Origin of the sequence: Acinetobacter sp. 809848 (assembly GCF_000581275.1) — a bacterium.
Lineage (GTDB): Bacteria > Pseudomonadota > Gammaproteobacteria > Pseudomonadales > Moraxellaceae > Acinetobacter > Acinetobacter pittii.
Genome location: NZ_JEXG01000023.1, coordinates 1 through 23,236, shown reverse-complemented (window position 1 = coordinate 23,236; position 23,236 = coordinate 1). Strand labels below are relative to the sequence as shown.

Sequence of the window (23,236 nt, the reverse complement as noted above, 5' to 3'; positions counted from 1 at the left end):
TTTGACATAAATTACATTAAAACTAAAAGTTGGACAAGTGTCCAATTGTGTATATAATAACCATAATTTGAACACATGTCCAAGTTTTGGATATTGAAGAGCGTTATGCAAAAAAAATGGTTAATCCTGACAATTATCGTCCTTATTTATTTACCGGTTACGATTGATGCAACGGTGATGCATGTTGCAACACCATCTTTAAGTGCAGCATTGAATTTAACTGCCAATCAGCTTTTATGGGTTATTGATATTTATTCACTGATTATGGCGGGTTTGATTTTGCCAATGGGTGCACTCGGTGATCGTATCGGCTTTAAAAAATTATTATTTATAGGAACCGCAGTTTTTGGTGTGGGTTCGTTAGCTGCGGCTTTTTCTCCAACTGCCTATGCCTTAATTGCTTCTCGTGCTGTCTTAGGGCTAGGGGCAGCTATGCTTATTCCTGCCACTTTATCCGGCATCCGTAATGCCTTTACCGAAGAAAAGCAGAGAAATTTTGCACTTGGTCTTTGGTCTACAGTGGGTGGTGGTGGAGCAGCTTTTGGTCCATTAGTCGGTGGTTTTGTACTAGAACACTTCCATTGGGGAGCTGTATTCCTTATCAATATCCCGATTATTTTAGTGGTTCTGGTCATGATTGTGATGATCATTCCTAAACAACAAGAGAAGACTGATCAGCCAATTAATTTAGGACAAGCTTTAATCTTGGTTGTAGCCATTTTAAGCCTGATCTATTCAATCAAATCGGCAATGTATAACTTCTCGGTACTTACAGTCGTGATGTTTGTAATTGGTATAAGTACTTTAATCCACTTCATTCGAAGCCAAAAAAGAGCTACGACGCCAATGATTGATCTGGAATTGTTTAAACATCCAGTGATTTCTACCAGCATTGTCATGGCTGTTGTTTCTATGATTGCTTTGGTTGGTTTTGAATTACTCTTGTCTCAAGAGTTGCAGTTTGTACATGGTTTTTCTCCATTACAGGCAGCCATGTTTATTATTCCATTCATGATTGCGATTAGTTTAGGTGGTCCATTAGCTGGAATTTGTTTAAATAAATGGGGGCTTAGACTTGTATCTATTGTTGGTATTTTAATAAGTGGATTTAGTCTATGGGGACTTGCCCAGCTTAACTTTTCGACCGACCACTTTTTAGCATGGACGTGTATGGTCTTTTTAGGCTTTAGCATTGAGATTGCCTTACTTGCTTCAACTGCTGCGATTATGTCATCTGTACCTCCGCAAAAGGCGAGTGCAGCAGGTGCCATTGAAGGGATGGCTTACGAGCTTGGGGCTGGTTTGGGCGTTGCTATATTTGGGTTAATGTTATCTTGGTTTTATAGTCGTTCAATTATTTTGCCAGAACAGCTTCCAACGGACTTAATTGAAAAAGCGAGTATCTCGATTGGTGAAACCATGCAATTAGCATCTAACCTTGAAAATCCTTTAGGAGGGCAATTAATTGCAGTTGCGCAGCAAGCTTTTAGCTATGCGCATAGTTGGGTGCTTACCATTTCAGCTATTTGTTTCTTCCTTTTAACTGTATTTGTCTGGTTGAGCTTTCCAAAGAAAGTAAATTAAAATTAAAGGATAAAAAGAGACACTACCTTTCTTTTTATCCTTAAATATCTTTTTAATATTTTCTACATATTAAAAATTGGTTATTTAATTCTCATAAATAAACTATTCTTTAAAAAGGTTCATATTTTTATTTCAAAATGATTCAGTAGTCATGTAATTGAAATTTAATGAAAAATTAATTGTTGTGAAATTGACTGCGTAAAAATGGTTTGCTAACCTGCTATTCGAAAAATCTAAAAACAAATAAAAGAGGCTGCTGTGAATTTTAAATTAAAAACATCACTCATTATTGGAGCAATTGTTGCGTCTTCACTTGTATATGCCGCAACTGTACTTTCACCAAATCAGAATAATAATAGTGGATCAATTCCATCCGGTTATTCAGATTTAGAATTTAATCTAGCAAATGGGAATTGGGTCAAAAACCTTACTTTACCCACAAGCGCTAATAATTTGGACAAAATTACAATTCGTTCTAGTGCTGCCTATAGTAGTTATTTAGATACTTCTAATACCAATATTCCGTTAGAGGTTTTAAAGATAAATAGTGGTGATGTTTACCAATTCATCTTTAATAGTAGTCAAAATAAATGGATCGCTCAGTTAGCGACAGTGAGTCCTACTAATGGTGCGACCTATGAAGTCGTTCCATTAACAACTGCATCAATGCAAAAAGTATTTATTCAAAATGACAAATGGGCACAAACCATAGCATTACCGAGTGATGTACGTGATGGAACAACCGTACAAGTTGTTTCTACAGCAAGTGCAAGTTCGGACATTGATAAAACAAACTTACTATTCCCGAGCAGTTTTATATTAAAAAATGGATCTGAATATTGGTTTAAATATTATTCTGCTTTAGGAAAATGGGTTCCAGAATATATAAAACCACAGAAGTTAAATGTTCAGCAAATTGGAACATCATTAGCGACAGTTAATAGTCCACTTACAGAAATTTCATTTGGAGATGGAAACTGGGTTTCCAATTTCACTTTGCCGACCACTGCAAGTGATCGAGATAAAATTATTATTAAGTCTACAGCGACTTGGTCTGCAAAAATTAATAATACCAATATTAATAGCCAAGCGACCCTAACGCTTAAAACAGGCGATCAATATGAGTTTATGTATGTAAGCGACAAAGGATATTGGCAGTTGATCTCTTCACCTACAAAGGTGATTGATTCAGCCGCAACAATCCCTGCAACTTTACCGAATATGACTCAGCCTACTTTAAAGGTAAAACTTTCTACCTCAAATTGGCAGCCAACCTTACAACTACCTGCTAAAGCTCAAGTCGGCGATAAAGTTGTTATTGTGTCAAATGCATCGGCAGACACCTATATTAATGCTGCTAATGGCTTGTCTACCGCAATTAAAAATGGTGAAAATCGCCGTTTTATATACACCGCTCAAGGCTGGACCGTAGATAGTTATACAATTGATATGTTGTTGGTTTCTAGCCCAGAGGTAAACTCAATTTTAGGAGAGAGCGCTGCAAAACTTAGAATGATTGAAGGCGTAAATTTAACGAATTTAACTGCTGAAAATTCGAATGCACGTTTTTATTTAAGAGATGTAGGTTATCTAACTTATAAAATCCCTGCTACCACTTTAAAAGAAGCAATCTCGTCTGGACGAGATGACACCACGGTACAAAATGAGCGTAAACGTGTATTGGCAGACGGTGTTTATTATCAAGGTAATGAACCTGGTGACGGTGGTTGTGGTTGGGCTTGGATTAATGCTTCTGCATATAACATGATTGGTGCAAATGATATTGCAGGTTGTTCTTTCGCTGCTATGCGTCATGAAGTTGGGCATAATCTTGGCCTATACCATAATGGCTCAACCAATATTGGTTCAGGCTTTGCTCATCCTTTAGGAAGTACTGCAATGGGTGGTAATAACATTAATTTTTATTCGAGTCCCTATCTATATAACCCTAAATATGGTGTACGTTTAGGTGTAGAAGGAAAAATTGATGCGGTCAGTGTCATTAATCTGAATGCACAGAAAATTTCTCTATATAACTAATCTCTATTTTTAGCTGTAAATAATGAAGAAAAATAAATTGTTAATAGGAACTGCTATCGCTTGTGTGGCGTTAGCAGTTTTAATCTGGTTTGCCTTTTCACAGCAAAGCTCTTCTGCTTTAACATCGTCTTCAGAAAATGGGCAAGGGACTGGGCAAAAACTGGCAGATAATCAGAATGAATTTGCTCGTCAAAATATACTGAATTTGAGTTCGTCCGAAAAAGAAAGATTGTCTCAGCAACAGATTGTTTTTAATGAAATAGAAAAGGATCAACTGCCTTCTAATGTTAATTTTCCACTAATTAAAAATGCAGAAGGTATGGTCATTAAATATGATCCAAATGTGATTGAACTTAAAAAAGTGGGTGACACTGTTAAGTTCCAAATGTTGGAATATGGCATTAATCGCACGGGTAAAATTGTAGAAATCGAACCTGTTGACCAAGATATTGTTCGGTGGACCGGTAAATTTGATCAGGGCGATCCGAATCAAAATTTCTTTACCATTACTCAAAGTCAAAAAGACCATTATACGATCATGCAAATTTTTACCGAGAAGGGAAATTATTCGGCTGAAATTAAGGATGGTGTGGGGCTCGTGCAAACGATGGATGAGGGTGTTACAGATCAGGAGCTTCATCATGATCATCCTTAGACAAATAAACAGTTCTGGTAGAGAAAAGAAGCCAGTTCGCAGTTTATCTGTACGGATATGAGCTTTATGCGTTCACACTCTTTTAAAAACAAAGTATGCTTATGCCTGTAACAAGGAGCATACATGTATCAAGTACTTGCTAGAAAATACCGTCCACGTAATTTCAATGAGTTAGTGGGGCAAAACCATGTTTCTCGTGCATTAAGTAGTGCATTGGAACGCGGTCGTCTTCACCATGCTTATTTATTTACAGGAACGCGTGGTGTAGGTAAAACTACAATTGCACGTATTTTAGCCAAGTGTTTGAACTGCGAAACGGGTGTGACTTCTACGCCATGTGAAGTCTGTGCAACGTGTAAAGCGGTAAATGAAGGCCGTTTTATTGACCTGATCGAAATTGATGCTGCTTCAAGAACAAAGGTAGAAGATACGCGTGAACTTTTAGACAACGTTCCGTATGCGCCAACGCAAGGACGTTTTAAGGTTTACCTGATTGACGAAGTACATATGCTATCGACGCATTCTTTTAATGCGTTATTAAAAACACTAGAAGAACCACCAGAACACGTTAAGTTTCTATTTGCTACGACTGACCCACAAAAGCTACCGATTACAGTTATTTCACGTTGTTTGCAATTTACTTTACGGCCTTTGGCTGTCGATGAAATTACCAAGCATCTTGGCGCTATTCTCGAAAAAGAACAGATTACTGCTGACCAAGATGCAATTTGGCAAATTGCTGAATCTGCTCAAGGTTCACTGCGTGATGCATTATCTTTAACTGACCAAGCCATTGCTTATGGTCAAGGTTCAGTACATCATCAAGATGTTAAAGAAATGCTGGGTTTGATTGATCGTACGATCATTTATGATTTGATTTTGGCGATTCATCAAAATCAACGTGAGAAAGTTAGTCAGCTTTTATTGCAATTTAGACATCAAGCGCTAGATGTTTCACTTGTGCTTGATCAGCTCATTTCGACATTGCATGAATTGGCAATTTTGCAATATCTACCTGATTTGAGTTTGAAATATAGCGATGAAATCAATCGCAAAATCATGCAATTGTCTAAGCTGATTTCTGCTCAAGATTTACAGCTTTATTACCAAATCGCATGTAAAGGACGTTCAGACTTGCAACTTGCCGTGACGCAAGAGCAAGGTTTTGAAATGTGTGTTTTACGCTTGTTGGCATTCCGTCCTTTAGCGCCTAATGAAATTTTAGTATCAGAGTCTGTTCAACAAAATGAGCAAGCAATGGTAGGGCTAAATCAACAAGTCCAGCAAACAGCTCAGGAGATTACTCCGGTAAATACGGTTCAGCCTGTTGAAGTTATTAACCAACCCGCTATGGTTGAACCTGAACCTGAACCTGAACCTGAACCTGAACCTGAACCTGAACCTGAACCTGAACCTGAACCTGAACCTGAACCTGAACCTCAGTCTAATCAGGATTTAATGGTATTTGACCCAAATCATCATGAGCTGATTGGGCTTGATTCAGCAGTTGTTCAAGAGACTATTAGTGTTCTAGAGGAAGATTTCATTCCTGTACCAGAACAAAAGTTAGTACAAGTTCAGGCAGAAACACAAACTAAAAATATTGAACCTGAACCAGCTTTCACTGCTGAACCTATGGATTTATTTCAAACGCCTAACGCTGAATTTTCGCTGGGCCAAGATACGCCTATAACTCCTGATTTGTCTTCTGAACCTGTTATTGAACAACAGTCATTTGTACAAGCCGAAGTAATGGTTCAAACAGAAATAGTTGCCGTTGTAAAAGAGCCTAGTGCAACTTATAACGGTCAGTTGATGCCTCAAGATATCTTGAAGCTTTCTCCTCAAGTTTTGGAAGGTGAGTGGACACTCGAAAAGTGGGAATATTGGTTTAGAAATAGTCAGCTTTCTCCAGCCGTTCAAGAACTTGCTCAACATGGTGTGATGACTGGTGAAATTGGTAGCAATACTATTTTCCATATTCCTCAAGAATATGAAAATATGCTGACCCAATTACAACAAGGCCTTATTGATGCATTAAATGAGCAATGGCCGAATACTCAATTTACAGTTGAATATGGTGCTTTGAATACATCTACCCCTTATACCATTCAAAGTGCACGTAAAGAAAAAGCCTTTCATAGAGCAGTTGAGCTATTACAGCAACAGCCAGTTATTAAGAGTCTCATAGAAACTTTTGATGGCGAACTACAAAATATTCAATTAAAGCCTTAAATTCATCTGATTTTGATCTGGTGCAGAATATGAAAATAATAGACTTTTCATATTTTTCACTGGATTGAAATATTTGGGTCATGTCACTGTCATTGTACTTTTCTATGTTAGCCATTTTAGATTTTAAATGGACTATATATCGTTATGAAAAGGCAATGCACTGGAATAAATAGTTTTAAATATTCATATTTTTTATTAATCGGCGCGATTCTGCTGAGTGGTTGTAATGACTCGGCAAATGATAATTCAAATACACCAGATACAGGTAAAAAGCCTGTAATGCGCTGTGCTCCATAAACTTAAATAATAAAAAGAACCTGATCATGATTACACGTCGTAAATTTTTAAATTATTCTTTAAATATGGGTTTTGGTGCTGCGGCATTGGCAGCTTTCCCATCTAGTATTCAAAAAGCTTTAGCAATTCCTGCAAACAATAAAACTGGCACCATTCAGGATGTCGAACACGTTATTATTTTAATGCAGGAAAACCGATCTTTTGATCATTACTTTGGAACGTTAAAAGGTGTTCGAGGTTTTGCTGACCGTTTTACAATTCCACTGCCAAGTGGCCGCCGTGTGTGGGAGCAGCTTAGAAGTAATGGGCAAGTTTTAACGCCTTTTCACTTAGATGGTACAGCCAATAATGCACAGCGTGCAGATGGTACGCCACATACTTGGAACGACAGTCAGCTGGCTTGGGACAATGGGCGTATGGCGAACTGGCCAACTCATAAAACTGATATCTCAATGGGTTATTTTAAAGAAAAAGAAATTCCATATCAGTTTGCGCTTGCAAATGCTTTTACGATTTGTGATGCCTACCATTGCTCTATGCACACTGGAACAGATGCAAACCGTTCTTATCATTTAACTGGTACAAATGGTGCAACACCGACCAAGCGTTCGTTTGTAAACAATGAGTGGGACTGGATTGATGGTAACCCGGCGACGGCAGACCGTGGTTATACATGGAAAACTTATGCCGAACGCTTAGAAGAAGCAGGGGTAAGTTGGATTTGTTATCAAAATATGCCGGATGAATGGGGCGATAACATGCTTGGGGCATTTCGTTCATTTAGAAAGGCGAACATTGCTTCTGGTTATCCGGTTGCAAGTGGCGGAGAACCGAATAAACCGTATGCGGATACGGGTCAAAAACTACCTTATAAAGCCTATGATGCTGCAACGGATAATGCCAAAAATCCATTATATAAGGGCATTGCAAATACGCTACCGGGCAATAAACCAGAAGAATATCTTGACGCTTTTAAACGCGACATTCGGGAAGGTAAATTACCTCAAGTCTCTTGGATTAACGCGCCATCGATTTATTGCGAACATCCAGACCCTTCAAGCCCAGTTCAAGGGGCTTGGTTTATTCAAGAAATTATTGATGCTTTAACTGCCGTGCCAGAGGTTTGGAGTAAAACAGCACTCATTATCAATTTCGATGAAAATGATGGTTACTTTGACCATGTGCCGTCGCCATCAGCGCCATCTCGACTCAAAAATGGCCAGTACGCAGGTAAATCGACATTAAGTAGTGCCGATATGCAGGACGAATATTTTGATCATGCTGCACCTGAGGGAAGTCATTCACAGCCTACACCTGATGGACGAGTTTATGGACCAGGCCCTCGTGTTCCGTTATATGTGATTTCCCCATGGAGCCGTGGTGGTTGGGTGAACTCTCAAGTGTTTGATCATACTTCTGTGCTCATGTTTTTAGAAAAACGTTTTGGTGTGAAAGAGCCGAATATCAGTCCATACCGCCGTGCAGTATGTGGCGATTTAACTAGTGCATTTAATTTTAAAACACCAAATGCAGATGTTTTACCGCAGCTGAATGGTAAACAAACACGTGTGCAGGCCGATGAGTTAAGAGAATATCAAGAAGCTTTGCCAGCTGTGCCTGTACCAACGGATATTAAGTTACCGATTCAGCAAAGTGGCATACGTCTGTCGCGTGCACTACCTTACGAACTGCACACCAGCGCGCGCTGTAATACTGATGGTAAAGTGCAATTGATTTTCTCTAATACAGGTCAGCAAGCAGCTGTTTTCCATGTATATGACAAGCTCAACTTAGACCGTATTCCAAAGCGTTATATTGTTGAGCCGAATAAAACTTTAGATGATGAATGGGACGCTTTAAAAGATAACTTGGGCCGTTATGACCTATGGGTACTTGGCCCAAATGGCTACCATCGTCATTTCAAAGGGAATACTCAACGTATTGTTGATAGTGGTATTAAACCTGAAATTCGAGTGTGCTATGACATTGCCAATGGTGATGTTTATGTCGAACTTATGAATGATGGTACTAAGGATACAATATTGACAGTAAAACCTTGTGCATATCGACAAGATGCGCCGCTGCAACTTACCGTAAAAGCGGGACAGGTTGTTAAGCAACATTGGGCGTTAGCTGATGTAGGGCATTGGTATGATTTTGAAATCACCAGTCAGAGTGATCCATATTATTACCGACGTTTTGCTGGTCGAGTCGAAACGGGTGAAGATTCCTTTAGTGACCCTGCAATGATGTAAGCTAAAATGAGGCAAAAAGAGCTGTGTATTTTCTTTTTGCCTCATTTTTTATAATAAGAAATTCTCTAAAACCTCACGAACTGTCTCGGAAATTGGCACAGTCTTACGCGTTTCGCGATCAACAAACACATGTACAAAATGTCCTTGAGCTGAGGCTTGGTTCTGACCTTGTTTAAAGATTGCTAATTCATAACGCAATGAAGTCGTACCGATTTTACCAATCGCAACACCTACTTGAATAATTTCTGGAAATGACAATTCCTGAAGAAAACTACAAGCTGAATCGACCACTAACCCAATTGCTTTTGCTTTATGAATATCAAAACCTGTTTTTTGGATGAGCAAAGCATTGGCCGCTGTATCAAAATAACTATAGTAAGTCACATTATTCACATGACCATAAATATCGTTATCTGCCCAACGTGTTTGAATGTCCAAAAAGAACTTAAATTGACCACGCGTTTTTAAAACTGGTTTAGTCATTAATGAATCGCCTGATAAATTGCCAAAGCAGCGGCTTCTGTCATGTCACGTGGGTTATTTTGTAGTAAACGGGTTTGCAGCATGGCATCTTGAGCAAGTCGAGGTAAGCTGGACTCGTCAATACCTAAATCACTAAGTCTTAAAGTCAAACCACTACGGTCTAAATGGTTCTGCATGTGGTCAATAAACAGATCACATAAACCATCGGTGCTGCCATTACTATATGGATCAAGCCATTGCATAAGCTCTGCATAGTATTTTTTTGCATTTGGTGCATTAAACTTTAATACTTCAACCAGTACTAGGGCGTTGGTATGACCATGCGACAAATGAAAATGTCCGCCCAGTGGATAAGCTAAAGCATGTACCGCAGCAACGGGCGAGTTTGCAAAGGCTTGACCCGCGAGCATTGAACCAAATAGCATGTTTTGACGTGCTTCTAAATCGTTACCATCTTTAAGAACTTTCGGTAAGTTATGGTTTAACAATTTCAAAGCATGCTTGGCTAAAATATCCGTATAAATATTTTTTTTATGTTTAGAGGTATATGCTTCAATAGCATGTACCATCGCATCAATACCTGTTGCAGCGGTAATATGTGCTGGAAGGTTTTGAGTAAAAGTAGCATCAAGAATCGCAGTGTCGGCGTATAGTACTGGAGAGACAATCCCCATCTTTGTCGTCTCACCTGTAGTGACAATTGAGATTGGCGTTACTTCTGAGCCTGTACCGGCTGTAGTAGGAATCAAAATAAGCGGAAGACGAGCTGTAGTGACTTGGTTTACGCCGTACATCTCTTGCAAACTTTGGGTCTGATTAGGGTGGGCGAGTAAAGCAATAACTTTTGCAACATCTAGAGAACTACCACCACCAAAACCAATAATGGCATCAACATTTTGCTGTTTAGCGTAATTGGCTGCATCTAGTACTACTTGTTCAGGTGGATCAGCTTGCACATCAGCATAGATGACATATTCAATGTTGAGGTTATCTAAAATTTGCAGGATGGGGTGGTGTAATTGATTTTTAACCATGCCTGCATCGGTGACTAGCAATAACTTACGGTAAGCATTTGACGACAAAACATTCTGTAATTCTTGTATAGAGCCTAAGCCAGAGATGATATTTGGAACAGTTTGAAATTGAAAATGGCTCATATACATTATTTCCTTATTTTTGAACATTATTGTTGAATGGTTCTATAAGATTCAATCTCCGAATAAGTTAGCATAAGAAACTTTAAAATAAAGTAGTTCTGACGTGACTATACTTTTCTTAAGCCTTGTGCCACCCATAGATAAATACTTTTTTGCAATGTAGGGTCCGAAATGTAAGTGAGGATTACCAAGATATTTAAACGCTCGTCGAAAAGTGGGCTTTTTGTTATTTATAGGGATCTGTAGATTTTCTGGCAAGCTTCTAATTTATATAATGCCTTAACAATTTATAATTTTATCGGTTCTAAAAAGTGAAAATTTCTAAAACTTTTCTTAGTATTATGGGATGTACGTGTTTGATGCTTAGCTCGGCAGCAATCGCGAAAACCAGCTCTAGTGTATATTCGCCTACAAAAGGTGTAATTTGTGACAAATATATTTGTGCTGACAAAAAAGGTGTTTCTAAAAAGCTTACAGCTAAATACTTAGGCACTTATAAAGCGAATAAAGCCTTCTCTCAAGGTGATTTTGATACTTCAGCGTTTACGCTCTCAAATGGTGTGTTCTGTGATACTAAAACAAAACTATGCCATGTTGATCGATACTTTGAGAATGGGCGTCGCAGTAAAATTGATAGAACTATGACAGATAAGCTTTTTAAAAATAAATGATTTTTCTATTGCAGAAATGAGGTAAATATCTCTGATAGATGAGTCTATAAAAGTAAAGTTAAATCGCAAAAGACCCCGCTAACTATCGACTAATGGCGGGGTTTTTTATTATTAAGTATTTCTGTAATATCAATTTAATAGTATAGGGTGAAAAAATACTAAATGATCAGGGGTAACAATTAATAAGGGAGGGTTTAGTTTTCGGTAGGATCTTTTCTGATTGAGAAGGGAAAAAGGATCTTTTTATTATTAAGAAAAAACATAATTTTTAGGTGGAATTTAAATAGTGATGTACACAATTAGATATGTTCATCGGAACAACACTTACTATATCGCTTCGAACAACGAAGGAAATTTTATTATTCTTGAGTCACTTGATTCAGAGTTTCGTATGGGCCACCAAATTTCATATGATGGTGAAAAAGTATTTAATCTGACACTAAATGATGAAACGGATGCAGTCATTAAACTTGAGAGTAACGAAAAAGGAGCCTATGAGTACTTACATTCAGTTAAGTAAATAAGCTTTTTTATTCTTAAGTATTTCTGTAAGATCCTTCCGTTGCTTTAAACAACAATAAACCTGAATGATCAGCGCAAAAGTCATAAGGGGAAAGCCTACTTGAAAGAGTAGGCTTTTTTTATTTCTTTATAAAAGCATACTGAAGACTTTATGATCAGGGTAGCTGAGTTATAAAAATTTATTTTTTACTATGAATGAGCTTAAGTTCCAAATTCTTAAAATCTATAACTTGATTAGAAGAATCAACAAGTTTTAATTTAAGTTCATCATCAGTACTCTTATTAAAAACTTTCACCACATCTTTACCAGCTTCAATAAAATTACCGCCAGACTCAAGCATGGCGAGTAAGACAATATTTAGACTTTTGCCTTTTTTAGTGAGTAAGTATTCTTTACGTTCTCGCTCACCAACTTCTTTATAAATTGATAATTCAAATATTTCTAATTGGATGAGATGCTTTAGACGATTAGATAAAATTTGCTTTGATATGCCTGTATTTTCTAAAAAATCATTAAATTTTGTTACCCCATAGAAGGCTTCTCTTAACAAGAGAATCGTCCATCTGTCATTCAATATTTCTGTAATTTTGAAGATCCCACATACATCTACTGGAAATTTATGATCCGGAATAATTTGATTTGACATCACTGGGAGCTCCAATTAGTATGGGTCTATAATTTAGACCTAGCCTTAATTCAGGTAGCATTATGCCATTTATAAATATACAAACTATAGAAGGTTTACTAGATAAAGATAGTAAGGCTGAGCTTTTCAAGCGAATAACGGATTTATTTGTGGAAATAGAAGGAAAGGGAAATCCTGCTTTTCGTGAACATGTTTGGATCAGAATTGATGAACATCCTCCTGAACATTGGCAGTTAGGCAGCTTAAGACCAACAAAGGAAATGATTGAATTAATCACTGCATCAAAGTGATGTTTGTAATGCCCTATAAATTAGGGCTTTATTTTTATTTAATTACTACAAAAATACAAGATTAGCTAATTTATCGTCTGATTTATCAACTTTTAATCTATTGATAAACATTATTTTCCTTTTCAACCCAAGTGAGTTTTGACAAAATGCAACAAGTCACGCTGGTCAATTTGGTTCTTATAAACTTATAGTCTGTTAAGATTGTGCATGATCCCGTTTATTTTTATGTAATTCAAATGTTTGGAAGTAATTTCTAATGGAAACACAATATAAGGTGTTATGTGTCTGTTTAGGAAATATTTGCCGTTCTCCCACGGCTGAGGTGGTTTTCAGACATTATTGTGACGCGCATCAACTCAATGTGGTTGTCGATTCAGCTGGAACGAGTAATTATCATCCCAATAAATCGCCTGATCAGCGTAGTCAGTTGCATGCCAAGAAAAGGGGCTATGACTTATCATCTTTACGTGCAAGACAACTTTCAACTCAAGACTTTTTAGAGTTTGATTTGATTTTGGCAATGGATCATCAAAATTTTGAAGATATTCATGACGTGTTGCAAAGAGCCGTTTCCCAATTTGGCGCACATCAAATTCGTGCAAAAGTAGCTTTAATGAGTGAGCATGATCCTGAATACCCACAACAAGCGTTGCCTGATCCTTATTATGGCGGTGCTGATGGTTTTGAACGTGTACTCAATCAATGTGAGTCCAGTAGTTTGGCGTGGGTTAATATTTTAAAAAAACAATTGAATGTTTAAGAATAGGTTTTTCAACACAATGCAAATTCAGAATCAAGTACAGCTTAAGCCATTCAATACTTTAAGTTTAGATGCAACTGTTTCTCACTATACTAAAGTTGGCAATATTCAAGATATTGAAGCAGCTTTAGAGTTTGCTGAGCAGCATCAGTTAAATGTACTTGTATTATCGGGCGGTAGTAATATGTTATTACCGCAGCAGATCAATGCTTTAGTGATTCATCTTGATATTCAGGGAATTGAAGTTTTATTAAACGATGATGATTCTGTGCGGGTTAAAGTAGGCGCAGGCCAAGTCTGGCATGATTTTGTTTTATACAGCACTGAACAGAACTGGTTTGGTTTGCAAAATTTAGCCCTTATTCCAGGATTAGTCGGTGCTTCACCCGTACAAAACATTGGTGCATATGGGGTAGAGGTAGGTGAGTTTATTGAGTCAGTACAAGTGTATGACCGTAAATTGAAGCAAACTCAGACAATTTTAGCGGCCGACTGCCATTTCGCCTACCGCCATAGTATTTTTAAAGATGATCCAAACCGTTACATTATCACGCATGTTACTTTTAAATTGCTTAAACAGCCGCATTTGAAACTTAACTACGGCGACTTGAAACAAGCAGTTGGAGACAATCAGACTGCCGAAAATTTACAAAATCAGGTCATCCATATTCGTCAAAGTAAACTTCCTGATCCAAAAGAGTATCCAAATGTCGGGAGTTTCTTTAAAAATCCGATTGTTAAACCTCAAGAGTTTGAACGCTTAGTCACACAATTCTCAACAATTCCACATTATCCTCAAGCTAACGGAAACGTTAAAATTGCAGCAGGATGGTTAATTGATCAGGCGGGTTGGAAAGGGAAGCAACTCGATATGGTAGGGATGTTCCATAAACAGGCATTAGTTCTGGTGAATTATGCCAATGCATCTCTAGCTGATGTAAGGAAAACTTATCAGGCTGTACAACATGATGTTGATCAGCTTTTCCATATTATGTTAGAACCAGAACCTGTGCTTTATAACAGTTTAGGTTTAATTGAAAATCATACGGAATAGTTTTATGCCAAAAGTACACTTAATGGTACGTTTAGTACAAGTAGTCACCGTGCTATTTGTACTATTAGGCTGTTTCGTGGTTTTTTTATATTCGCCATTTTATTCAAAACTTATTGTAGCTGGGCTTAACTATTTTGTACCTGTTGATGTTAATCAAGTCGCTGCTGAGAGCCAAAGACAGGCTGCATTAAGTGAGCATGATAATTTAGAGCCAGGTTCGAATTTATGGATCGCTCGTCAAGCCTATTTAAAACTGACAGAGCAAGCGTTACGTGAAAAAAGAACATCTGATCTGACCTATATTCAAGAGAATTATAAAGCTTTGCAGCAAATTATTCTTTTAGAAGAAAAGGAACAGGATTCGGAAGAGCAAGCCGTATCTGTAACGGTTCCTTTAGTCGCTAAAAACTCAGAAATTGATGCTGCAGATGAGGCGAGTAGTCCTGTTGACGAAGCACTTTTTATTAATAGTTCTGAAAATAAAGCGCTTACTGAGCAATATACAGAGTTTTTAGCAAGAAAACCTGTGGTACCAGAGCATCAAAAAGCTGTCAGTGAACCTGAACAAAAAGTCGAGTATGTGCGTAAAAATCCATTACCAGTACAACCTAAAAAGTTATCAGAGCCTTATGCAATTGTTGTGTTGGGCGGAGGATTAACCTTAGATAAAAATGGTAAGGATATTGTTGTTAATGGCTATACACGATTGCGATTAGAAAAAACTTTAGAAGTTGAAAAACAAAATCATCTGCCTATTGTACTTAGCGGTGTAGAAGCACCTTATATGCAAGCTTGGTTAAAAGAACGCGGTGTTGATGCAAAGCTATTAGAAAAGCGGAGTATGAATACATGTGAAAATACCCGTTTTAGCTCTTTATTGCTTCAGAAAAAAGGCGGGGCACCAACAGTCATGTTGGTTACAGATGAATATCATATGCCGCGTACACGCCGACTTTTTGCTTTAAATGGTATAGAAACTATTCCTGTTGTAGCTCCAATGCCAACTCCACTGACACGTTGGCAACCAAGTGTGCAAAATTACGATCATAGCCGCCGTGCAAATTATGAATTACTTGCGACAATTCGTGACATGTTGTTTGGCTCAAGTGATTGTCGAGAGGTTCCTTAATGTCAGATATTCCATTTCTCAATCCTGCCGTATTAAAACAATTAGATTTACCGGTTCCTAATCGTGATCTTACGCCGCAGGTTTTGAGTCCGCTTAATTTAAATACATTAGAAGAACCTTCTCGTGATTTGCTGGCCTATCGCAAATTGTATGGTTTACATTTACTTGAATGTGACCATTGGCAAGGCTATGTTCAAATGCCTTTATTCCGTTTGCATGTGCAAGTTTTCAAACCTAAAGTAGAAAAAATACAAGGTACAGTTTGTCTATTGCATGGCTATCTTGAGCATAGCGGTATTTACCAGCCAATCATTCGTGAAATTCTTGAGCAGGGCTTTAGTATCATTACTTATGATTTGCCGGGGCATGGATTAAGTGATGGTTCACCAGCCAGCATTAAAAACTTTGATCATTACCAGCAAGTTTTGATGGCTGTTTATCAATATGTGAAACATGCAGATCAGTTACCTAAACCATGGGTCGGTATTGGTCAAAGTACGGGTGGAGCAATTTGGATGCATCACTTATTAGAATATGCTGAAAAACGCCAAGATCCGATTGTAGATCGAGTACTTTTACTTTCTCCGTTAATTCGCCCTGCAAAAACCGCGTGGTGGCATAACCCCGTTGGATTAGGCATTATTCGCCGTATTAAGCGTCAGGTACCAAGGCATTTTAGACGTAATAATCATAATCCTGAATTTTTGCGTTTTATTCGTTTAAAAGATCCTTTGCAACCCCGAATGATGGGTATGGACTGGATTTTGGCAATGTCAAAATGGATGCAGGAAATGGAAGAGCGACCTGCTTGCCGTATCCCAGTCTGGCTTGCACAAGGTGCTCTTGATCAGACGGTTGATTGGCGTTACAACATTGAATTTATTCGTCGTAAATTTAGACTCCAAACGTTGTTAATGCTTGAAGAGGGCTCTCATCAATTAATTAATGAGCGTGCGGATATACGTGCGGCTTTAACGGGGTTGATTCCTGCCTTTTTGCATGCAAAGCCAAAACATTTTTATTATTAAAAAAATAATGCATCTATCTAAAATTCTAGATAGATGCATGACTTAATCTTTGTATTTTATTTTGAATTTTGATAAAGCTGCATAAAGTTTTTATAAACCGAAGACTGCTTTTGTGGACTATACATATTGCGCTCGATTGTTCCTTTATCTGTTTTGATTAAAACATTCACATTTTGAGCATTTTTAAATTCTTGTAGGAATTGACTTGGAATAACAAAGTAAGTGGTTGAATGTTTAGGTACTAATCGGCTCACATTTGTCTTTTCAGTGGCTTGAGCTGGTTCGTAATTGAATCGTTTGCCATCAATATCAAAAGTCAAAGCGTTAATATCATAAAAGTTATAACTACTACTTAAATGAACATCTACTCGAAGCTGATTTTTTTGATTTTCGTTCCATTTAACCAATAAGCTTGGGCATAGTTCAGTTGGTGAGCAGTTTAGTTGACCAGCTGTCTTTACCTCTTTAGGAGCTGGTGTACTAACCTGTGTGGTGCTACACGCTGCAGTAAGTAGACATGAACCTAATAAGAGTAGAGATTTCTTCATCATATAAATTCCAAGATCGTATGTTTAATATTATTTATACTAAGAGTAATAAATTTTGACATAAATTAACGCGTAGTTGGACCTAAAAATACAAATGGTTTTGCAATTTTAAAGGAAGAGGTGGCATCACCTGCATAGATATGGCTTTGATCGGGTCCTAAATCAAGTCTACGTGTTTTACCATCTTTAAAGTTAATCTTTTTCAAGTCGACCCAAAATACATTTGGTGAGAGGGCAGATTCAAAAAAGTAGAGCATTTGTTTGTGGTCGGCAACAGTTCGCCAACGAGTCGAGGAAATATTAGGTTCTTCTTGAGTATTTAACCCATAGGGAACAGATGCATTGCGAATCACACTAAATACAGAAGCTTGTGCTTGTTTTGTATTATCATTTTTAGGAATAGCATTAATGTAAAATGATGCACGTGCAAAGCGATCAGATGCTCTGTTAGTACCGGGAAGCATAATTGTTCCGCCAATTTGCTTCCAATATTCAACAAGTGCAAGTTGTTTGTCGAAAGTAGGTGAATTGGTCATGACTTGATAGCTTCGGCTATGGTGAATCACTTGTTTTCCACCAATATATTCAATAATTGCACTATCACCTGTTTTATCAGAAATAGATAAATGTAAAGTGGTGAGCCGTGTTTCACCGGGAACATTGTCGGTAATAATAGTGTAGGGTTCTTTTTCTAAGGCCTTAACGGCTTCATCTACAGTTGCAAAATTATCGAGTATATATTGAGCCCATGCTGCAATACTTAATAAAGGCTTATCTGTCTTTTTTGCATTTGGGTATTCAGACTCTACTAGCCATAAAATATTAGCAACTAAACCTGCTTCATTCATCCCATCTGTTGTTGAAACTTCATAACCTGTAGCAATTACACTTCCATATTTTGACGTCCATTTTATTGAGTTGGGACCAGCACTACCGTCACGGCTAACTCCGCTTGGCATAATCCATAAGTTGGTACCTGTATCAACCTTCCAGTCCATTGAGCGAGCGGTAATAATATGTTGGTTATTACCTAAATATACGGCACGTGTACAAGCAACAGCATAGCTACTTAAGCCTACAGCGATTGCAACAAAAGAAGAGATGAATGTTTTTTTCAACATGATGAGGTACCTTCTTGTTATAAGCATAAAAATTTTTATTAAATAAAATTAAAATGTGTACGTTATTTATACTTTTATATTAGGTGAAAAATCTATTAAATACAAATTAAAAGAGGCGTAAAATTTAAGCAAAAATCACATATTAGGTTTAAATCTGGAAGAGCATCACACTATAAAGGTGATGCTCAACTTATAAAAATTAATATAAATTAAAAATGATTGGCATCAGCCATATTCCACATTCGATAGTAGAAATTATCATCGTCATTATTAAGTTCAGATTGTAAAAGTTCACCTTCTTTCAAGAAAAAATGCAACTGAGCATAGTTCTTAATTTCACGGTCATTTACTCGCTGAGCCAAATGATGAGCTTTAATATCAGAAGGATGACGTAAACCTGCTGCAGCAATCATTTCTGATAATGCATGCAAGGTATTTTTATGAAAATTAAATACTCGTTCTGCTTTGGTTGGTACATCAATTGCTTTTTGACGATCTTTGTCTTGAGTCGCTACACCCACAGGGCATTGGTTGGTGTGGCAGCTTTGTGCCTGAATACACCCAACTGCAAACATGAAACCACGTGCTGAATTAACCCAGTCTGCACCGAGTGCAAAAGTGCTAGCGATATCAAAAGCACTAATGATTTTACCACTTGCGCCAATTTTAACTTGATCTCTTAGTCCTGCACCGACAAGAGTATTATGGACAAAGCGTAAGCCCTCTCGTAATGGGGTACCAATATTGTCACTAAACTCAATTGGTGCTGCACCAGTACCACCTTCGGAACCATCTACAACAATAAAGTCAGGAACAATTTTTGTTTCAAGCATTGCTTTAACAATACTCATGAATTGCCAAGGTTGGCCAATACACAGTTTAAAACCAACTGGCTTGCCGCTAGATAATGTTCGCAGCTTCTGTAAGAAATGCATCATTTCAATTGGGGTAGAAAAACTAGAATGCTTAGCAGGAGAAATACAATCATGATCGCGTGAAACGCCACGGATTTGAGCAATTTCTTCGGTAATTTTATGCTTAGGTAAGATACCGCCATGGCCCGGTTTTGCACCTTGTGAAAGCTTTAATTCGATCATTTTGATCTGTGGCAATTGAGATTGTTTAGCAAATTTTTGCTCGTCAAATTTTCCATCTAGGGTACGGCAACCAAAATAACCACTGGCAATTTGCCAAACAATATCTCCACCATTTTCGAGATGATAAGGGCTTAAGCTACCTTCACCAGTATCGTGATAAAACCCACCTAATTGCGCTCCTTTATTGAGTGCTCGAATTGCATTGGCACTTAAACTACCAAAGCTCATGGCAGAGATATTCATAATGGATGCGCTATAGGGTTGAAGGCATTGCGCATTACCCACCTGAATGCGGAAGCTTTTTGGATCAGCTGGTGGACAAGGGCTTATTGAGTGGACAATAAAGCGGTAATTCTCTTGATAGACATCAATAATTGAGCCAAAAGGTTTATCTGCATTTTCGTTTTTAGCACGTTGATAAACTAAGCTTCGTTGCATGCGAGAAAAAGGTAGAGCATCTTGATCCGCTTCAATAAAGTATTGACGAATTTCGGGACGTATATCTTCAAACAAAAAACGAAAATGTCCCATAATTGGGTAATTTCTTAAAATTGAATGTTTATTCTGTAAAACATCATAGAGGCCTAATAGGCTTAAGGCGCCTGTAACTACCCATAAACCATTAAGGAGAGTATCAGAAATAAAATAATAGATACTATGAGGGGTGTAGACGGTTCGAAACCATGTGATGCTGAGCGCAGTAAAAATACATAAAAACCAGAGAGAATGACGTGAAAAAAATGTATTGAGAAATTTATGTCGAATGATTTGTGCTGGACTCGCCATATTGGAACAAATTCCTAATGTTTTACTGATACATACCTTGCCAAGAAGGAACTAAAACCACAAGTATGGAATTGTTAGCTTAAGGACGGTATAACAAAATCCAAAGATTATTAGGTTTGATTTTTCATTTTATTTTTAGAAATAGTTGAGCTAGCAATACATACTTTTAGTAGTGAAGACCTGCCTCTAGCTATTGAAATGTCTAAAAAAATTCTAAAGATGTGATAAAACACTTAGATTTCTTATTCATAAAGTATTATTTTCTTATTCATTTAAAATATATAGAATAATCATATGCTTACTTTTTGTTCTTATTTTTTTGACCAAACTTTAAAAAATTATAAAATATGAATAATTATGGTAAATTTTAACTAATGAAAAATTAAAATTTTTTAGAAAAACTAATAAAAATGTAAATGAAATTATCGAAAATTAATAAAAAGAGTGGGACTAACCATAAAAATTTTTATAATTGAGAAATCAATAAAAATTTTGATTATTAATTGATATTTGGAATGAAACAAACATTAGTGTTTTTGTTGTTTTTTTGTATTATGCGCAACTAGTAGAGTAAAAAAATAACGCTTTGAAAAAACAGTCAGAAGAACTAGTGATTGTGATGGGGAAGGCTAATTTTTACATCTATTAATTTTATTGGCGTAATGTAAAAAGGTTTTTAACCATGAATAAGTCTCTCATTTGTTTATCAGCAATTGCTATGGGTTTAACGTCTATCAATGTTGCAAATGCAGCTAACGCAACCGGTACACTAACTGTTAAAGCAACGATTACAAACAGTTGTGTTCTCAACACTTCTGCAACAGGTACTACGTCAAATGCAATTTTAGACTTTGGTACGTTAAGTTCGCTTGCAAGCAACGTAGATGCAGACACCACAACAACAGGTGGGACTGCAATTAAAGTGTTATGTAACAACACTGTGCCATGGACTTTGGCTTTTGACGCAGGAAAAAATGCTCAATCGACACAACGTCGTATGATTGGTGGGGCGGCTAGCAACGAATACATTCCTTACAACCTTTTCTCAGATACTAACCGTGCAACAGCAATTGGTATTGCAACAACTGCATATAGCGGTACTGGTACTGGTGCAGCACAAACAGTTAACGTCTATGGTCGTATTCCTGCTGGCTCAACTTTACCAAGTGCAGGTAGCTATGTTGACACTGTGACTGTAACAGTGACTTATTAATTTTTAATAAGTTTTATTGCGTCATTGCTAGCTCTTTTTTAAAGGAGCTAGCTCAATTTGAGAAAAGTAGTTCTGGGCAAATCATGAAAAAAAATATCTTTGTTGTGACAAGTTTATTGTTATTTTTGCCTAGTATGCTAAATGCAGCATCAATCCGCCTTTCACCTGTTAGTGTTGAAATATTGAGTGATCAGGCTGCATCTTCCATTAGTTTATATAACCAGTCAAATGAAAGCGCTGATTTGCAGGTGCGTGTATTTGAATGGAGACAAAATGCTGGTCAAGATCAGTTAATCCCTACGGATGAGATTGTAATTAGTCCACCATTTCTAAAACTACAACCTAGTGACTCTTATAACTTACGTGTAGTTAGAATTAACCCAGAGCCTATTTCTGGTGAAAAAACTTATCGTATTATTATTGATGAGTTACCAAAACCGATTGATAGTCGTAAAGCTGATCAAGGGGTTAACGTACTACTACGTTCGTCATTACCTGTATTTGTCGTCAATAAAGATGCGATTACTAAACTGAATTGGTCAATACAACAAGAACAAAATAACGCTTATCTCACCATAAGTAATGTTGGTAATCGACATGCGCTTTTAAATAACTTAATACTTGTCGATACAACAGCAAATAAAAGCTATCCCATTAAAGTAAACACCGTGAACGGTTATATTCTTGCCGGGAAAGCGAGAAATTTTAATATTAGTCCTGATTTTAAATTTCAAGCAGATCATAAATATAATATTTCATTAAATATTAACGGTAAGCAAACATCTCTTTAAAGAGGCACATATGAAATATATCGTAAGTGCCTTATGTGTTATGTACTTACCGATTCATGCTGCTGCTGAATCATTACAAGATAGTACCAATGCTGTCTTACCAAGTATTCCGGAAGTTCCGACTTCTTCTCATCAGGCCTTTCGTTCTGATCAGGGATATATACAGCTATTTTTAAATATTTCTGTTAATTCAAATATTTCTAAAGATTTAATATCGGTACGGCAGGATCAAGATAGAAAACTATATATCCGTTCTCGTGATTTAAAAACTTTAAGACTAAAAATGGATGAACATATCCCAGATAACCAGTGGGTATGTATTAATGATTTAAACGGAATCCAGTTTAAATATCTAGAGAATGAGCAGTTCCTAAACCTAAATGTTCCATCGGATATGTTGACAGGCTATGCAGTGGACCTCAATGGTCAGCAGATCACTAGCCCGAATTTGCTAAAGATGAAGCCCTTAAATGCAGCCATTCTGAATTACAGTCTGTATAACACCATAACCAATGATGAGAACGTTTTCTCAGGTACGGCAGAAGGGATCTTTAACAGTGCAATCGGTAACTTCTCATCAGGGGTTTTATATAACGGTAGTAATGAAAATAGCTATAGCCATGAAAAATGGGTACGACTGGAAACTAAGTGGCAATATGTTGACCCTGAGAAGATCAGGATATATACCCTAGGCGACTTTATTTCCAATAGCTCGGATTGGGGGAGCAGTGTCCGTCTTGCCGGTTTCCAGTGGTCGAGCGCTTATAGTCAACGCGGTGATATTGTCACCTCGGCACTCCCACAATTCTCCGGTTCGGCAGCATTGCCTTCAACCCTAGATTTATACGTCAACCAGCAAAAGATTTATTCAGG

At 37.3% G+C, this 23,236-nt stretch carries 21 protein-coding genes and 1 pseudogene; 16 read left to right on the top strand and 6 right to left on the bottom strand.

The features are described from left to right. The first annotated feature begins 105 nt into the window (after window positions 1-105). From amvA to J536_RS16730, 6 genes are all read left to right on the top strand, one after another. Window positions 106-1,584, top strand: coding sequence for a multidrug efflux MFS transporter AmvA (amvA, locus tag J536_RS16750; RefSeq protein WP_032063419.1), 1,479 nt, complete (start codon window positions 106-108; stop codon window positions 1,582-1,584). A gap of 258 nt (window positions 1,585-1,842) precedes the next feature. Continuing rightward, the gene (gene cpaA, locus J536_RS16745; RefSeq protein ID WP_032063418.1) at window positions 1,843-3,624 is read left to right on the top strand and encodes a metalloendopeptidase CpaA; all 1,782 of its coding nucleotides are present in this window, start codon (window positions 1,843-1,845) and stop codon (window positions 3,622-3,624) included. Window positions 3,625-3,646: 22 nt separating this feature from the next. Next, window positions 3,647-4,279 (top strand): metalloprotease secretion chaperone CpaB, encoded by a 633-nt coding sequence (gene cpaB, locus J536_RS16740; RefSeq protein ID WP_017480918.1) that lies wholly within the window; start codon window positions 3,647-3,649, stop codon window positions 4,277-4,279. A gap of 123 nt (window positions 4,280-4,402) precedes the next feature. Beyond that, window positions 4,403-6,514 (top strand): DNA polymerase III subunit gamma/tau, encoded by a 2,112-nt coding sequence (locus J536_RS16735; RefSeq protein ID WP_032063417.1) that lies wholly within the window; start codon window positions 4,403-4,405, stop codon window positions 6,512-6,514. Between the two features lie 144 nt (window positions 6,515-6,658). Further along, a complete protein-coding gene (locus J536_RS25715; protein WP_153301268.1) occupies window positions 6,659-6,811 on the top strand; it encodes a hypothetical protein in 153 nt (50 codons plus the stop codon). A gap of 26 nt (window positions 6,812-6,837) precedes the next feature. Then, window positions 6,838-9,066 (top strand): phosphocholine-specific phospholipase C, encoded by a 2,229-nt coding sequence (locus J536_RS16730; RefSeq protein ID WP_032063416.1) that lies wholly within the window; start codon window positions 6,838-6,840, stop codon window positions 9,064-9,066. A 48-nt stretch (window positions 9,067-9,114) separates the two neighbouring features. Here the strand turns inward: J536_RS16730 and J536_RS16725 are convergent, their stop codons facing one another. After that, window positions 9,115-9,549 carry an acyl-CoA thioesterase gene (locus tag J536_RS16725; protein WP_032055796.1) on the bottom strand — a complete coding sequence of 145 codons (435 nt, stop codon included), beginning with the start codon at window positions 9,547-9,549 and terminating at the stop codon, window positions 9,115-9,117. Beyond that, window positions 9,549-10,706 carry an iron-containing alcohol dehydrogenase gene (locus J536_RS16720; protein ID WP_032055798.1) on the bottom strand — a complete coding sequence of 386 codons (1,158 nt, stop codon included), beginning with the start codon at window positions 10,704-10,706 and terminating at the stop codon, window positions 9,549-9,551. Before J536_RS16720 ends, J536_RS16725 begins: the two co-directional genes overlap by 1 nt. A gap of 341 nt (window positions 10,707-11,047) precedes the next feature. On the opposite strand from J536_RS16720, the gene J536_RS16715 reads away from it, so the two are divergent. Beyond that, entirely contained in the window at window positions 11,048-11,377 is a 330-nt protein-coding gene (locus tag J536_RS16715; RefSeq protein WP_185126873.1) for a YcgJ family protein, read from the top strand. A 289-nt stretch (window positions 11,378-11,666) separates the two neighbouring features. Next, window positions 11,667-11,897 carry a hypothetical protein gene (locus J536_RS26020; protein WP_005068773.1) on the top strand — a complete coding sequence of 77 codons (231 nt, stop codon included), beginning with the start codon at window positions 11,667-11,669 and terminating at the stop codon, window positions 11,895-11,897. A gap of 181 nt (window positions 11,898-12,078) precedes the next feature. Here the strand turns inward: J536_RS26020 and J536_RS16710 are convergent, their stop codons facing one another. Then, the gene (locus J536_RS16710; RefSeq protein ID WP_017480922.1) at window positions 12,079-12,546 is read right to left on the bottom strand and encodes a winged helix-turn-helix transcriptional regulator; all 468 of its coding nucleotides are present in this window, start codon (window positions 12,544-12,546) and stop codon (window positions 12,079-12,081) included. A gap of 62 nt (window positions 12,547-12,608) precedes the next feature. Here J536_RS16710 and J536_RS0104585 point away from each other — a divergent pair, with 62 nt between their 5' ends. The 5 genes from J536_RS0104585 (at window position 12,609) to J536_RS16690 (ending at window position 16,807) form a co-directional block, all read left to right on the top strand. Beyond that, a complete protein-coding gene (locus tag J536_RS0104585) occupies window positions 12,609-12,836 on the top strand; it encodes a tautomerase family protein (RefSeq protein ID WP_002115197.1) in 228 nt (75 codons plus the stop codon). 256 nt (window positions 12,837-13,092) lie between these two features. Continuing rightward, on the top strand, window positions 13,093-13,596 hold the full coding sequence (locus J536_RS16705) for a low molecular weight protein-tyrosine-phosphatase (protein ID WP_032005952.1): 504 nt from the start codon (window positions 13,093-13,095) through the stop codon (window positions 13,594-13,596). Between the two features lie 19 nt (window positions 13,597-13,615). Beyond that, on the top strand, window positions 13,616-14,650 hold the full coding sequence (murB, locus tag J536_RS16700; RefSeq protein ID WP_032055802.1) for a UDP-N-acetylmuramate dehydrogenase: 1,035 nt from the start codon (window positions 13,616-13,618) through the stop codon (window positions 14,648-14,650). Between the two features lie 4 nt (window positions 14,651-14,654). Beyond that, window positions 14,655-15,779, top strand: a complete 1,125-nt coding sequence (locus tag J536_RS16695) for a YdcF family protein (RefSeq protein WP_032055804.1) — start codon at window positions 14,655-14,657, stop codon at window positions 15,777-15,779. Further along, a complete protein-coding gene (locus J536_RS16690) occupies window positions 15,779-16,807 on the top strand; it encodes an alpha/beta hydrolase (protein ID WP_002115207.1) in 1,029 nt (342 codons plus the stop codon). Before J536_RS16695 ends, J536_RS16690 begins: the two co-directional genes overlap by 1 nt. Window positions 16,808-16,863: 56 nt before the next feature. On the opposite strand, the gene J536_RS16685 is transcribed toward J536_RS16690, so the two are convergent. The 3 genes from J536_RS16685 to J536_RS16675 form a co-directional block, all read right to left on the bottom strand. Beyond that, complete coding sequence (locus J536_RS16685; protein ID WP_002115218.1) at window positions 16,864-17,358, bottom strand: hypothetical protein; 495 nt, start codon at window positions 17,356-17,358, stop codon at window positions 16,864-16,866. Window positions 17,359-17,420: 62 nt separating this feature from the next. Beyond that, a complete protein-coding gene (locus J536_RS16680; RefSeq protein ID WP_002115231.1) occupies window positions 17,421-18,476 on the bottom strand; it encodes a linear amide C-N hydrolase in 1,056 nt (351 codons plus the stop codon). A 209-nt stretch (window positions 18,477-18,685) separates the two neighbouring features. Then, on the bottom strand, window positions 18,686-20,359 hold the full coding sequence (locus J536_RS16675) for an FMN-binding glutamate synthase family protein (RefSeq protein ID WP_002115187.1): 1,674 nt from the start codon (window positions 20,357-20,359) through the stop codon (window positions 18,686-18,688). A 682-nt stretch (window positions 20,360-21,041) separates the two neighbouring features. On the opposite strand from J536_RS16675, the gene J536_RS16670 reads away from it, so the two are divergent. From J536_RS16670 to J536_RS16660, 3 genes and pseudogenes are all read left to right on the top strand, one after another. After that, window positions 21,042-21,572, top strand: a complete 531-nt coding sequence (locus J536_RS16670; protein WP_005068793.1) for a spore coat U domain-containing protein — start codon at window positions 21,042-21,044, stop codon at window positions 21,570-21,572. An 83-nt stretch (window positions 21,573-21,655) separates the two neighbouring features. Further along, window positions 21,656-22,363 carry a molecular chaperone gene (locus J536_RS16665; RefSeq protein WP_032063415.1) on the top strand — a complete coding sequence of 236 codons (708 nt, stop codon included), beginning with the start codon at window positions 21,656-21,658 and terminating at the stop codon, window positions 22,361-22,363. 40 nt (window positions 22,364-22,403) lie between these two features. Beyond that, window positions 22,404-23,236, top strand: a pseudogene (locus J536_RS16660) (fimbrial biogenesis outer membrane usher protein); the annotation flags it as partial.